Origin of the sequence: Pigmentiphaga sp. NML080357 (genome assembly GCF_002188465.1) — a bacterium.
In the GTDB taxonomy this organism is placed as follows: domain Bacteria; phylum Pseudomonadota; class Gammaproteobacteria; order Burkholderiales; family Burkholderiaceae_B; genus Pigmentiphaga.
Genome location: NZ_NINW01000037.1, coordinates 278,219 through 291,302, shown reverse-complemented (window position 1 = coordinate 291,302; position 13,084 = coordinate 278,219). Strand labels below are relative to the sequence as shown.

11 protein-coding genes are annotated in these 13,084 nt (G+C 67.5%); 2 read left to right on the top strand and 9 right to left on the bottom strand.

The genetic code is table 11. The features are described from left to right. Position 1 precedes the first annotated feature (1 nt). From CDO44_RS16450 to CDO44_RS16410, 9 genes are all read right to left on the bottom strand, one after another. Positions 2-712, bottom strand: coding sequence for an ABC transporter ATP-binding protein (locus CDO44_RS16450; RefSeq protein ID WP_087781343.1), 711 nt, complete (start codon positions 710-712; stop codon positions 2-4). 28 nt (positions 713-740) lie between these two features. Then, the gene (locus tag CDO44_RS16445; RefSeq protein WP_087781342.1) at positions 741-1,487 is read right to left on the bottom strand and encodes an ABC transporter ATP-binding protein; all 747 of its coding nucleotides are present in this window, start codon (positions 1,485-1,487) and stop codon (positions 741-743) included. Beyond that, on the bottom strand, positions 1,484-2,530 hold the full coding sequence (locus CDO44_RS16440) for a branched-chain amino acid ABC transporter permease (protein WP_087781341.1): 1,047 nt from the start codon (positions 2,528-2,530) through the stop codon (positions 1,484-1,486). The genes CDO44_RS16445 and CDO44_RS16440 overlap by 4 nt, the downstream gene beginning before the upstream one ends. 321 nt (positions 2,531-2,851) lie before the next feature. Beyond that, positions 2,852-3,721 (bottom strand): branched-chain amino acid ABC transporter permease, encoded by an 870-nt coding sequence (locus tag CDO44_RS16435; protein ID WP_087781340.1) that lies wholly within the window; start codon positions 3,719-3,721, stop codon positions 2,852-2,854. A 216-nt stretch (positions 3,722-3,937) separates the two neighbouring features. Beyond that, a complete protein-coding gene (locus CDO44_RS16430) occupies positions 3,938-5,119 on the bottom strand; it encodes an ABC transporter substrate-binding protein (protein ID WP_087781339.1) in 1,182 nt (393 codons plus the stop codon). Between the two features lie 124 nt (positions 5,120-5,243). Further along, on the bottom strand, positions 5,244-6,167 hold the full coding sequence (locus CDO44_RS16425) for an alpha/beta fold hydrolase (protein ID WP_087781338.1): 924 nt from the start codon (positions 6,165-6,167) through the stop codon (positions 5,244-5,246). Then, the gene (locus CDO44_RS16420; protein ID WP_233146220.1) at positions 6,164-7,759 is read right to left on the bottom strand and encodes a benzoate-CoA ligase family protein; all 1,596 of its coding nucleotides are present in this window, start codon (positions 7,757-7,759) and stop codon (positions 6,164-6,166) included. The genes CDO44_RS16425 and CDO44_RS16420 overlap by 4 nt, the downstream gene beginning before the upstream one ends. Before the next feature lie 93 nt (positions 7,760-7,852). Continuing rightward, positions 7,853-9,412: a 3,4-dehydroadipyl-CoA semialdehyde dehydrogenase gene (locus CDO44_RS16415; RefSeq protein ID WP_087781336.1), complete on the bottom strand. Its 1,560-nt coding sequence runs from the start codon at positions 9,410-9,412 to the stop codon at positions 7,853-7,855. Continuing rightward, positions 9,409-9,873 (bottom strand): DUF4863 family protein, encoded by a 465-nt coding sequence (locus CDO44_RS16410; protein WP_087781335.1) that lies wholly within the window; start codon positions 9,871-9,873, stop codon positions 9,409-9,411. The genes CDO44_RS16415 and CDO44_RS16410 overlap by 4 nt, the downstream gene beginning before the upstream one ends. Before the next feature lie 172 nt (positions 9,874-10,045). Here CDO44_RS16410 and CDO44_RS16405 point away from each other — a divergent pair, with 172 nt between their 5' ends. Next, positions 10,046-10,975: a helix-turn-helix transcriptional regulator gene (locus CDO44_RS16405; protein ID WP_087781334.1), complete on the top strand. Its 930-nt coding sequence runs from the start codon at positions 10,046-10,048 to the stop codon at positions 10,973-10,975. 416 nt (positions 10,976-11,391) lie between these two features. Continuing rightward, positions 11,392-13,071: a 2,3-epoxybenzoyl-CoA dihydrolase gene (boxC, locus tag CDO44_RS16400; RefSeq protein WP_087781333.1), complete on the top strand. Its 1,680-nt coding sequence runs from the start codon at positions 11,392-11,394 to the stop codon at positions 13,069-13,071. Positions 13,072-13,084: the final 13 nt, after the last annotated feature.

The window sequence follows — 13,084 nt, the reverse complement described above, 5'->3', positions numbered from 1 at the left end:
CCTACACCCCCAGGTAGCGGCTGAGCGCTTCCGGCTCGTGCCGCAGGTGCTCGGCCCGGCCCTCCAGCACCATGCGGCCTTTCTCCATCACCACCAGCCGGTCGGAGTTGGCCATGACCATCCGGTAGTTGCGGTCTACCACCAGGGTCGCGAGGCCGCTGCGCCGGATGTCGCCGATCACCCGCCAGATCTCGGCCACGATCAGCGGGGCCAGCCCTTCGGTTGCCTCGTCCAGGATGATGGCGCTCGGGTTGGTCATCAGCGCGCGGCCGATGGACAGCATCTGCTGTTCGCCGCCCGAGAGCTGCCAGCCCAGGTTGCCCAGGCGCTCGGTCAGCCTGGGGAAAGTGGCGAGAACCCGGTCCAGCGTCCAGTCCGCCTGGCCGTCGACGCCGCGGCGCGCCGCCATGACGAGGTTTTCCTTCACGGTCAGGTTGGGGAAGATGCCCCGGCCCTCGGGCACGTAGGCGACGCCGGCCTTGGCCGCCTCGTAGGGCTTGCCGCGCGACAGGTCGCGGCCGCCTATCGAGATGCGTCCGTCGCGTTGCTTGACGTGGCCGAGCAGGGTGCGGATCAGCGTGGATTTCCCCATGCCGTTGCGGCCCAGGAGGCCGACGGTCTCCCCGCGGCCCAGGCGGAAATCCACACCGTGCAGGATGTGGCTGCTGCCATACCAGGCATGGACCTGGCTGGCGTCGATGAGCGCTTCCATCTGTATTCCTTTTCTCCGGGCGAAGGGGTCAGTGGGCCGAGCCCAGGTAGGCTTCCTGGACGTCCGGGTTGCTGCGCACCTCCGCCGGCAGTCCGCTGGCGATAGGGCTGCCGTTGACCATCACGGTGATGTCGTCCGCCACCGCGAACACCGCGTCCATGTCGTGCTCGACCAGCAGGATGGCGTGGCCTTGCCGCAGCCGCCGCAGCAATTCCAGCATGCGTTCGGATTCCTCCGCTCCCATGCCGGCCAGCGGTTCGTCCAGCAGCAGTACCGTGGGCGAGGTGGCCAGGCACATCGCCACCTCCAGCTGCCGCTTCTGGCCGTGCGACAGGCTGGCGGCGGTCTTGCCCGCCACCGCGGTCAGCCCGGCCCGCTCCATCACCTCGTCGGCGCGTTCGCAACTGGCGCGGCAGTCCTGCGCCGACTGCCAGAATTGCCAGGGGCGCTGTGTCCGCGCCTGCGCGGCCAGCCGGCAGTTCTCGCGCACCGTCAGCGGCAGGAAGATCGTGTTGCGCTGGTAGCTGCGTCCTATGCCGGCCTGGGCGCGGCGGGGCTGCGACCAGGCGGTGATGTCGCGGCCGTGCAGGCGGACTTGGCCGGCCGTGGGCGGCAGCTCGCCGGACAGCAGGTGGATGAGGGTCGACTTGCCCGCGCCGTTGGTGCCGATCACGGCATGGATGCGGTCGGGGGCGAGCGACAGCGATACGTTGTCGATGGCCTTGAGCGCGCCGAAGTGGCGGCTCAGGCCCTGGGCTTGGAGCACTGCCGTCATGTCGTCTGTTCCGTGGCCGGGGAAGGGTTGGGAGAGGTATCGGCCGGGGCGGCCGTAGCGGGCGTCGCCAGCGGCCGCGGGCGGCCGCGATGCGGCATGCGCAGGCGTGCGAAACCGCCGGCCAGGCCCTGCGGCATCCAGGCGACGGCCAGGATGATGAATCCGCCCATCAGCAACTGCCAGTGCTTGGTCAGATCCTGGAACCATTCGGCCAGCAACACGAACGCAAAGGCGCCCACGACCGCGCCCGCCAGGCTGCCGAGCCCGCCCAGGATGATCATCAGGAGCGCGTTGCCCGACTGGTGCCAGGACACGAGCTCAGGGTTGACGTAGCCGTGCTGGGTGGCATAGAGGAAGCCGGCGAGCCCGGCCAGCGCGCCTCCGATGACGAAGCTCGCCAGTTTATAGGCGAAAGTGTTGTAGCCCGCGGCCCGCATGCGCGGCTCATTGTGCTTGATGCCCACGAGCGCGTGCCCCAGCCGAGAGCGGAGCACCAGCCCCAGGACGGCCAATGTCAGCACCAGCCCCGCCAGCGTGAACCAGTAGAACTGCGAGGATTGGTCGAGGTCGACCAGACCGCGGCCGGCCACCGCGAACGCCGGCTTGTTGTAGATGTAGGTGCCGTCGCTGCCGCCGAAAGCCTCCACGTCGTGGAATACGAAGTACACCAGCTGCCCGAAGGCCAGCGTGACCATGATGAAGTAGATGCCGCGCGTGCGCATGACCAGGAAGCCGATCAACAGCGCCAGCAGCGCCGCGCAGCCTATCGCCGCCAGGAGCAGCAGCCAGCCGTTGCCCGCTTCGTAGCGCGGCGTCAGCATGGCGACGGCATAGGCGGCCGCGCCGAAGTAGGCGGCATGACCCAGGCTGACCAGGCCGGTGTAGCCCACCAGCAATTGCAGGCTGACGGCGAAGATCGCCATGATCAGCACCTTGGTGCCGAGCTCGACGTGGAACGGCGTGCCGATCGGCTCAGGCAGCACCGGCAGCAAGGCCAGTACCGCCAGCGCCACAATCCAGGCAATAAGGGAAGAAGCTTTCATTCCGTATTCCAATGTTGTGCGAAGCCCACCCCCTCCGCGCTTCGCGCGTCCCCCTCAAGGGGGCGGCGCTGGAGGGAGGGCCCACCCCCTCCACGCTTGGCGCGCCCTCCTCAAGGGGGCGGCGCTGGCGGACCGGCAAAGCCGGATCCGCGGCGCCCTGGGTCTAGTGAGACTTTCTTAAATTGCTACACCGTGGCTGCCAGCGAAGCACCAGCGCCACAATCCAAAAAACCCGCCCTAGACCCAGGATGCGGTGGATCCGGCTCCGCCGGTCCACCCGCATCGCCCCCTGGGGGGCGCGCGAAGCGCGTAGGGGGGACATCAGGTACCTTGCTTGAACAGGCCTTCCGGCTTCCAAAGCAAGATGGCCGCCATCAGGACATAGATCAGCGCGCCGGCGGCCTGCTGCCAGAACACCTTGCCGAAGGTATCGACGAATCCGATCAGCAGCGAGGCCACCAGGGCGCCCTTGATCGAACCGATGCCGCCGATGACCACGACGACGAAACAGATGATAAGCACCGATCCTCCCATGCCCGGATACACCGACGAGACCGGCGCGGCGATCATGCCCGCCAGCACCGCGATGGCCACGCCCACCGCGAAGACAATGCGATACAGCAGCGAGATGTTGATGCCCAGAGACTGCACCATCTCGCGATTGGTCGCCCCGGCGCGCACCATCATGCCGAGCCGGGTCTTCTTGAGCGCCACGTACATCGCCACGGCCAGCAGCACGCACACGCCCGAAATAAACAGCCGATAGACGGGATAGGTCATGTCGTTGCCGATGGCGATGCCTCCCGAGAGCCAGCCTGGCACCGGCACCCCGTGCACGTCGTCGCCCACCATGATGCTGCGCATTTCCTCGAACACCAGGATCAGGCCGTAGGTCATCAGCACCTGCTGCAGGTGTTCGCGTTCGTACAGGAAACTGAAAAAACACCACTCCAGCACATAGCCGAACGCCACCGCCAATACCACTCCCAGGAGCAGCGCCAGCACGAAATTGCCTGTCATCGACGACAGGGTAAACGCCATGTAGGCGCCTATCATGTAGAAGCTGCCGTGCGCCAGGTTGATGACGCCCATGATCCCGAAGATCAGCGTCAACCCGCTGGCGATCAGGAACAGCAGCAGCCCGTACTGCACGCTGTTCAGGCACTGAATCAAAAAAGTCGTCAAATCCATCCCGCGCTCCCGTCAGACCGGCGCCGCCGGCCGACGCGTCGTTGCTCCATTCCACTCTTCCCCACGCCCCCGCGCAACGTGAGGGAAACCCCATCCAAGGCGTGCAGCAATGGGGAATCCCCGCCAGCCCGGCAGTCCCCCAGGGCACAGCGGATCCGGCTCCGCCGGTCCGCCAGTGCCGCCCCCTGGGGGGCGCGCGTAAGCGCGTAGGGGGGATTACATTTTGCAGCCCCGAGCCGGGTCCGCCAGCGCCTTCACCGCCACGTTCACCACCTGGTTGGTCTTGTTCTCGACCTTGCGCAGGTAGATGTCCTGGACCGGGTTGTGGGCCTTGGACATCGTGAACGGGCCCCGCGGGCTGTCGATCTTGGCCTGTTCCATGCCCTTGACGACGGCGTCGCGCTTGCTGATGTCGCCGCCCGCCGCCTTCAGGCCGGCGTCCAGCAATTGCGCGGCGTCGTAGCCTTGCACGGCATAGACGTCGGGCTGCAGCTTGTAGGCCTTGGCATAGTCCGTACGGAACGCCTTGTCCTTGGGCAGCGTCAGGCCGTCGGCATAGTGCAGCGTGGTCAGCAGGCCCTCGGCGGCCGCGCCTTGCGCTTCCAGCGTGCCGTCGGTCAGGAAGCCGGCGCCATACAGCGGGATCTTGTCCTTCAGGCCCGCCGCGGCATAGTCCTTGACGAACTTGACCGCGCCGCCGCCGGCGAAGAAGACGTAGACCGCGTCGGGCTTGAGCGCGGCGATCTCAGTCAGGAGCGCCTGGAACTCGACGTTGGGGAAAGGCAGGTTCAGGTGCTTGATGACCTTGCCGCCCTTCGATTCGAAGCCTTCCTTGAAGCCGTTGGTCGATTCGTCGCCGGCGGCGTATTTCCAGCTCAGCGTGACGGCCGTCTTGTGCTTGAGCTGGGTTGCGGCCACCAGTCCCATGGCGTAGGCGGGCTGCCAGTTGCTGAACGAGGAGCGGAAGATGTTGGGCGCGCACAGCGGGCCCGTGACGTCGTCGGCGCCGGCGTTGGGAATGATCAGGAGCGTCTTGTTGTCCTTGGCGACCTTGGCCATGGCCATGGCCACGCCCGAGTGCACGGTGCCGACCAGCACGTCGACCTGGTCGCGCTTGACGAGTTTGTTGGCGTTGTCCGATGCCTTGGCCGGATCGGACTCGTCGTCCACCTTGAAGTATTCGATTTCACGCCCGGCCAGCTTGCCTCCCTGCTCCTGCACGTACAGCCGGAAGCCGTTCTCGATCGCGGTGCCCAACGCGGAGTAGGTGCCGGTGTAGGGCAGCATCAGGCCGACCTTGACCTTGCCGGAGCCCTGTGCGGAGGCCGTCGACGCGAGGCACGACGCGGCGAACATGGCGGCGGCGAGGACGGTGAATTTGCGTTTTGAAGCGTTCATCGCGAGTCTCCTGGTGGGCGGATGTACGGCATGGTTCGGGCCGCCCTGTTCTTGGTGGAAAAAGTCGATGCGCCCTGCGACTGCGCACCGCTGCAGACGTCCGGCGGCGTGCCGGACAGGGGTGCTACGTGTGGTGGCGCCGCATGAACGCCACGCATGCTTCGATCAGGCGCGCCGGCTGGTCGCGGTGCGGCGAATGGCCGCAATCCTCCAGCTTCAGCAATTCGGCGTGCGGGACCTCCTCGGCGATGCCGTCTATCTGGGCCATGGTGCCGTACTCGTCGTCGTAGCCCTGCACGGCAAGCACGGGACAGCGGATGTCGGGCAACAGCGCCTTGATATTCCAGCGTTTGAACTCGGGGTTGAGCCAGACGTCGTTCCAGCCCCAGAAAGCCGAGTCGGGGTCGGCATGGTAGCGGGCGAGCTTGCTGCGCAGGTCGGTGGTGACGTAGCCGTCGCGGGCCTGCTCGATACTGGCCAGGGTGACCGATTCCACGAACAGATGGGGCGCGGCGGCGATCAGCCCGCCGACGCGATCCGGGAAGGCCGCCGCATGCATGAGGGCGATCGAGCCGCCGTCGCTGTGGCCATAGAACCAGGGACGGTCGGTCCGCGTATCGTGGCCGATCGCCTCGAAGAAGGCGGGCAGGAAGTGGCGCGCCTGCCGGTGCATGAAATCGGTCGGCCATTTCTCGTGGCCCGGGCGCGGGCTCGATTGGCCATAGCCCCAGCGCGACAGGACCAGCCCGCGGCACCCGGCCGCCTCGCACAGCGCATAGGGGAAGTCCTTCCACATCGCCACCGAGCCCAGCCCTTCGTGCAGGAACACCAGCAGCGGCTGCTGCGTGCGCTGGGGGGCGATGAAGACATATTCGATGTCGTGGCGCTTGCCGTCCCACGATACGTCGGCAAAGCGGGTGGGATGTGCATCGGCCAGGCCGGAGGCCGCGTAGGAGGCGGACCGGGCCAGACCGGCGCCGAGGGTCTCGCGGACATCCTCCCCAAGGGAGGGGGCGCGCCTTTCGGGCGGCCGTGCGGACGTGCTCATGCATGTACCCCCTGTGCAGCCTGGGCGGTTTCCTGCTCGCGCAGCCTGAATCGCTGAATCTTGCCGGTCGCGGTCTTGGGCAGGTCGCCGACGAATTCGATCTGGCGCGGATACTTGTGGGGCGCCAGGCGCGACTTCACGAACGCCTTCAGCTCGGCCGCCAGCGCATCGTCCGCCTGCTGCCCGGGCTTGACCACCACGTAGGCCTTGGTCTTGGTCAGGCCGTCGGTGTCGGCCACGCCTATCACGGCGGCTTCGAGCACGGCGGGGTGCTGCACCAGCGTGGCCTCGACCTCGAAGGGCGAGACGTACTGGCCGCTCACCTTGAGCATGTCGTCGCTGCGGCCGGCATAGGTGTAGTAGCCGTCGGCATCGCGGCTGTATTTGTCGCCGCTCTTGGTCCAGGCGCCCTGGAAGGTCTCGCGGCTCTTGTCGCGATTGTTCCAGTACATCAGCGCCGAGCTCGGGCCGCGGATGTAGAGGTCGCCGATTTCGCCCACGCCGACCGGCTTGCCGTCCTCGCCGCGCAGCTCCACTTCATAGCCCTCGACCGGCTTGCCGGTGGTGCCGTAGCGCACGTCGCCGGCGCGGTTGGAAATGAAGATGTGCAGCATCTCGGTGGAGCCGATGCCGTCGATGATCTCGCAGCCGAAGTGCGCCGTGAAGCGTTCGCCGATCTCCTGCGGCAGCGCTTCGCCGGCCGAGGAGCACAAGCGCAGCGCGACATCGGCCCGCGCCGGCAGCGCGGGGCTGGCGAGCATGCCGGCATAGCCGGTGGGGGCGCCGCAGAAGATGGTCGGGCGCAACCGGGTCAGCCGCGCGAAACAGGCTTCCGGCGTGGGACGCTCGGCCATCAGCACGACCGAGGCGCCGACGCTGAGCGGGAAGGTCAGCGCATTGCCCAACCCATAGGCGAAGAAGAGCTTGGCTGCCGAGAATACCGTGTCGCTTTCGCACATGCCCAGGACCGGCTTGGCGTAGAGCTCGGCGGTCCAATAGGGATTGGCGTGGGTGTGCACGGTGCCCTTGGGCTTGCCGGTGGAGCCCGACGAGTACAGCCAGAAAGCGGGCTCGTCCGCGAGCGTCGCCGCCGGGGCCGCCAAGGGCTCGCGCCCTGCCAGCCACTCGTCGAAGTCCAGGGTGCCGCCCAGGTCGGCGTCGGCGCCGTCGCGCGACACGATGATGTGCTGCACGCAGTGCCGGCACGTGCCGAGCGCGGCCGAGACCTTGGCCAGGAGGGCGCGCGAAACCAGTACCGCGCGAGCGCGGCTGTGTTCGAGCATGTAGGCGTAGTCGGCAGGCGTGAGCAGCGTATTGACCGCCACCGGCACGACGCCCGCATAGAGCGCCCCCAGGAAGGTGACGGGCCAGTCGGTGCAGTCGTTCATCAACAGCAGCACGCGATCCTCGGGCCGGATGCCCAGGCCCAGCAGGGCGGCGGCGGCGCGGCGGACCTTCTCGTCGAGTTCGCCGTAGGTCAATCGGCCGCGGTCGTCGATGTAGGCGGTCTTGGCGGCGCGGTCCGCATTGATCGCCAGCAGGTGGCCGGCGAAATTGAAATCCGCCGGCGGGGCGGCACAATCGGCAGGCATGGTCGTCTCCTCGTTCATCCAATCAGTGCTTGGCTCCCGGCGGCCTCTTGGCGGACCTTGCGCCGGATGCGCTCCAGATCTTGCCTCGCGGCGCTAGGCGCCGCCGCTCGGGTTCAGCCCGTCCAGCACGGCGCCGGCGCCCTGGATCGCGGCGCGGCGGTGGTAGAACTGGAGCGCCCGCAGGCCCCCCAGCTCTTCGCCGCCGCCGGCCCTGCCTGGACCCCCGTGCAGCGACATGGGCATGACATTGCCGTGGCCGCTGTGCGTGGCGCCCACCTCGGGGGTGACCACGTGCAGGCGGCCGTGGCTATCGGCCAGGTCCAGGGCGGTCCGCGCGGCGAGCCCGGCATCGCCGGTGTAGAGCGATGCCACCAGCGAACCCTGCCCCAGCCGTACCTGGCGCATCGCGTCCGGCAGGTCACCGTAGGGCAGCAGCGTGGCCACCGGCCCGAACACTTCGACATCGTGGACGGCGCTTGCAGTGCCGTCCGCCGCGCCGAGCAAGGTGGGCCCGACGCAGGCGGCCACCGCCGGGTCGGCATCCACCAAGGGCGTCGCCGCGCCGTCGTGGAGCACCTCGGCATGGCGGCGCAGTTCGGCGATGCCGGCGCGCACGCTTTCCCATTGTTGGCGGCTGGCGAGGGCGCCCATCCGCACCGCCTCGTTGCGCGGGTTGCCGACCGTGACCTGGGCAAGCCGCGCGGCAATGGCCTGGCCGGCCGCGGCGTAGCTGGCGGCCGGCACGAAGACGCGCCGGATGGCCGTGCACTTCTGGCCCGACTTGACCGTCATCTCGCGCACGACCTCGTCGACCAGCAGGTCGAACGCGGGCGAGCCGGGCTGCGCATCGGGGAGCAGCAGGGCGCTGTTGAGGCTGTCGGCCTCGATATTCACGCGCACCGAGCGCCGGACGACGGCGTCGTGCGAACGGATCGTGGCGGCAGTATCGGCCGAGCCCGTGAACGACACCACATCGAAGGGCTGCAGCGGCGAGAGCAGGCCCTGGGCGCTGCCGCAGACGATGGACAGGGCGCCGGACGGGAGGACGCCGGCGGCGATCACGTCGGCCACCATGGCTTGCGCCAGCCACGCCGTGGCGGTGGCCGGCTTGGCGATGACCGGCACGCCCGAGAGCAGCGCCGGCGCGGCTTTTTCCCACAAGCCCCAGGCCGGGAAATTGAAGGCGTTGATGAAAAGGGCGAGGCCGCGGGTGGGCACCAGCACGTGCCGGCTGCGGAATGAACCGTCCTTGGCCAGCGGGACGGCCTCGCCATCGACCATCCAGCGGGCATCGCCCAGCGCCGCGCCCCACCGGGCGTACTGGCCCAGGGTGAACAGGGCGCCGTCTATGTCGACGGCGGAATCGCGCCGGGTGGTGCCGGAGTTGGCCAGCGCGATGTCGAAGTAGCGGTCGCGGTTGGCCTTGAGCACGTCGGCCACCGCGGCCAGCAGGCCGGCTCGCTGGGCGTAGGTCAGCGCGCGCAGGGCGGCGCCGCCTTGCTCGCGAGCGTGGGCATAAGCGGCCTCCAGGTCCAGGCCGGCGCTGGAGACGCGCGCCAGCTCGGTACCCAATACCGGGTCGAGCAGCGGCGTGCCCGGCCCGGTGCCTGCCTGCCAACGGCCGGCGACATAGTTAGGTAGCAATTCGCTCATGATCGGGTGAACTCGATGGCGCCCTCGGGCAGCAGATAAAGGACCAGTGCACGTCCCCCCGCCACGGTGGGACGGTGGGCGCTGCCGGGCGGATAGACCTTCCAGCCCGCCGGGGTGCCATCGAAGCGGGCATCCGGGGTCTGGGGCATGACCATGTCGATCTCGCCGTTCGGGTGCACGTGATGCGGGCCGGCCAAATCGGCCATGTCGACCACGTCGACCGAAAAGCCGGCGGATTCGGGGCCGGGCTTGACGATGCGTCCATAGCGCACCCCGCCTGCTTCGCGGTTGCAGAGCCAGCCCTCGCGCACGCCGGTCTCACAGGCGCGGGTCATGTCCCGGAACCAGTCCGAGCCGGGACCGTGGTGCCGGTTGAGGTAGTCTTCGAGCGTGCCGTCCACGGGGCGGCCGGCAATGGACTGCGTTATCGTCCGGACCAGGGATTCAAATGAATCGCGCATGAATTCGTCTCCTCAGGCATACTGGATTTCATGTTGTGTGATCACGGTTCATGAAGTATCGTGCATGTCTGCGTGTCGAGACAATACGCGGCATGGTCGGGTCATGTCAAAAAGAAAACTGCATCCTGCGGGTAAATCCCAGGGGCGCGCATCATCTTGCGAGTGAGTTTCGATGAACGAAGAGGCGGTTTCCGAAGCAGGCCGCGTCGCCGCCAACGACGCGCCGGCCAAAGAGCCTTTCCTGGTCACCCTGGGCGAACGCATCCGTACGCTGCGGGCGCGGCGCGGCCTGACGCGCAAGGCCACGGCCTCGGCGGCAGGCATTTCCGAGCGCCATCTCGCCAACCTCGAGCTGGGTACGGGCAACGCATCCATCCTCATCCTGCAGCAGGTGGCCCAGGCCCTGCAGTGTTCGCTGGCGGAAATCCTGGGCGACGTCACCACCACGAGCCCCGAATGGCTGCTGATACGCGAATTGCTGGAGGGAAGGTCCGAAGCCGACCTGCACCGTGCCCGCAATGCGCTGACCGAGATGTTCGGCTCGCGCCGTGACAGCAGTTCGCGCCTGTCGCGCATCGCGCTGGTGGGGTTGCGCGGCGCCGGCAAGTCCACCCTGGGCCGGATGCTGGCCGAGGACCTGGGCTATACCTTCATCGAGCTCAGCCGGGAAATCGAAAAGGTGGCCGGCTGCAGCATCGTCGAAATCCATTCCCTCTACGGGGCCAACGCCTACCGGCGCTACGAGCGGCGCGCGCTCGAAGAGACCGTGCAGATCCATCCCGAGGTCGTGATCGCCACGCCGGGCGGGCTCGTGTCAGACGTTTCGACCTTCAACCTGCTGCTCACCCATTGCTACACGATCTGGCTGCAGGCCGATCCCGAGGACCACATGCGCCGCGTCGTGGCCCAGGGCGATTTCCGTCCGATGTCGGGCAGCCGCGAGGCGATGGAGGACCTCAAGCGCATTCTGTCCGGCCGCGCCGCGTTCTACGCCAAGGCCGACGCCCGCTACAACACCAGTGGCCATTCTCTGGACGAGGCCTTCGCGGGCCTGCGCACCCTGGTACGCAATGCGGCGGGGTTGATGGATTGGAGTATGTGATGGAGCCCCCCCCTACGCGCTGACGCGCGCCCCCCAGGGGGCGGCACTGGCGGACCGGCGGAGCCGGATCCGCTGTGCCCTGGGTCTGGGAGAGTTTCTCGGCGTGGAGCGTCGGGCTCTTGCCGAATCCGGGTCTGGGGGACCTCTGCTGGCGGACCGGCGGAGCCGGATCCGCTGTGCCCTGGGGGGTAGAGCTAGGCTGTTGTGGGGCGGCGTTCTTGGGGCGCCGTTTTTTCGTGCTGGCTTCCGGCGGGGGCTTGTCCCGTTTTGTTTTGAGATGGCGCGTGCTAAGAAGGGAGCGGGCCGCTCAGGGTTGATCCTGAGTGGATGGCTATTGACGCACCTGTTTTCATGAACTATCGTTCATAAAACAGTTGGGTAATGCATTAATTTGCATAACGCGTCGAGGAGATGTCATGAACGCTGCCGTTTTGGCCGATCAGGCCCCGGGCAAGGTGGATTACCGCACCGATCCCTCCCAGTACCGGCACTGGAAGCTGAGTTTCGATGGCCCGGTCGCCACTCTTGGCATGGACATCGCCGAGGACGGCGGTTTGCGGCCCGGGTACAAGCTCAAGCTCAATTCCTATGACCTGGGCGTCGACATCGAGCTGCACGATGCGCTGAACCGCATCCGCTTCGAGCATCCCGAAGTGCGCACGGTGGTCGTCACCAGCATGAAAGAGCGCATCTTCTGTTCCGGCGCGAATATCTTCATGCTGGGGTTGTCCTCCCACGCGTGGAAGGTGAACTTCTGCAAGTTCACCAACGAAACCCGCAACGGCATCGAGGATTCCAGCCGCCATTCCGGCCTGAAATTCCTCGCCGCCATCAACGGCGCCTGCGCCGGTGGCGGCTATGAGCTGGCGCTGGCGTGCGACGACCTCGTGCTGATCGATGACAAGTCCTCCTCGGTCTCGCTGCCCGAGGTGCCGCTGCTGGGCGTGCTGCCTGGCACCGGCGGCCTGACCCGGGTAACCGACAAGCGCCACGTGCGCCACGATCTCGCCGACATCTTCTGCACCACCAGCGAAGGCGTGCGCGGCCAGCGCGCGGTGGAATGGCGCCTGGTCGATTGCGCGCCCAAGCCCTCGCAGTTCGCCCAAGTGGTCCAGGAGCGCGCGCGGCGCCTGGCCGAGGGCAGCGATCGCCCGGCCGACGGCAAGGGCATTGCGCTCGTGCGGATCGAGCGGACGGAAGAGGCCGACGCGGTGCGCTACCGCCACGTGGAAATCCGGATCGATCGCGCCAACCGCAGCGCCGTCTTCACCGTCAAGGCGCCCGATGCCGCGCAGCCGGAAGACCTGGACGGTATCGTCGCCGCCGGCGCCGCATGGTGGCCGATGGCGATGGCCCGCGAATTGGACGATGCGATCCTGCACATGCGGACCAACGAACTGGACATCGGCACCTGGATCTTCAAGACCGAGGGCGATGCCGGCCGCGTGCTGGCCTGCGACGCCGCATTGCGGCGCCACGCCGGGCACTGGTTCGTGCGTGAAGTCACGGGCCTCCTGCGTCGAACGCTGGCGCGGCTGGACGTGTCCTCGCGGACCTTGTTCGCGCTCGTCGAGCCCGGTTCGTGCTTTGCCGGCACGCTGGCCGAACTGGCTTTCGCCGCCGACCGCACTTATATGCTAGCCCTGCCGGACGAGCCCGAGCGCGCGCCCCGGCTGACGCTGTCCGAACTCAACTTCGGCTCTTATCCGATGGTCAACGGGCAATCGCGCCTGGCGCGCCGGTTCTATGAAGAGACCGAGCCGCTGGAGGCCGCGCGCGCGCAGGTCGGCAAGGCGCTCGACGCCGACGCGGCCTACGGCCTGGGCCTGGTCACCGCGGCGCCCGACGATATCGACTGGAACGACGAAATCCGCCTGGCGATCGAGGAACGCGCCGCCATGTCGCCCGACGCGCTGACCGGACTGGAGGCCAACCTGCGCTTCGCCGGCAAGGAAACCATGGAGACCCGGGTTTTCGGCCGCCTGAGCGCATGGCAGAACTGGATCTTCAACCGTCCGAACGCGGTGGGAGAAAAGGGCGCTTTGAAGGTGTACGGCAAAGGCGAGAAAGCCGCCTTCGATCTGAACCGAGTCTAACCATCGCAGTCCG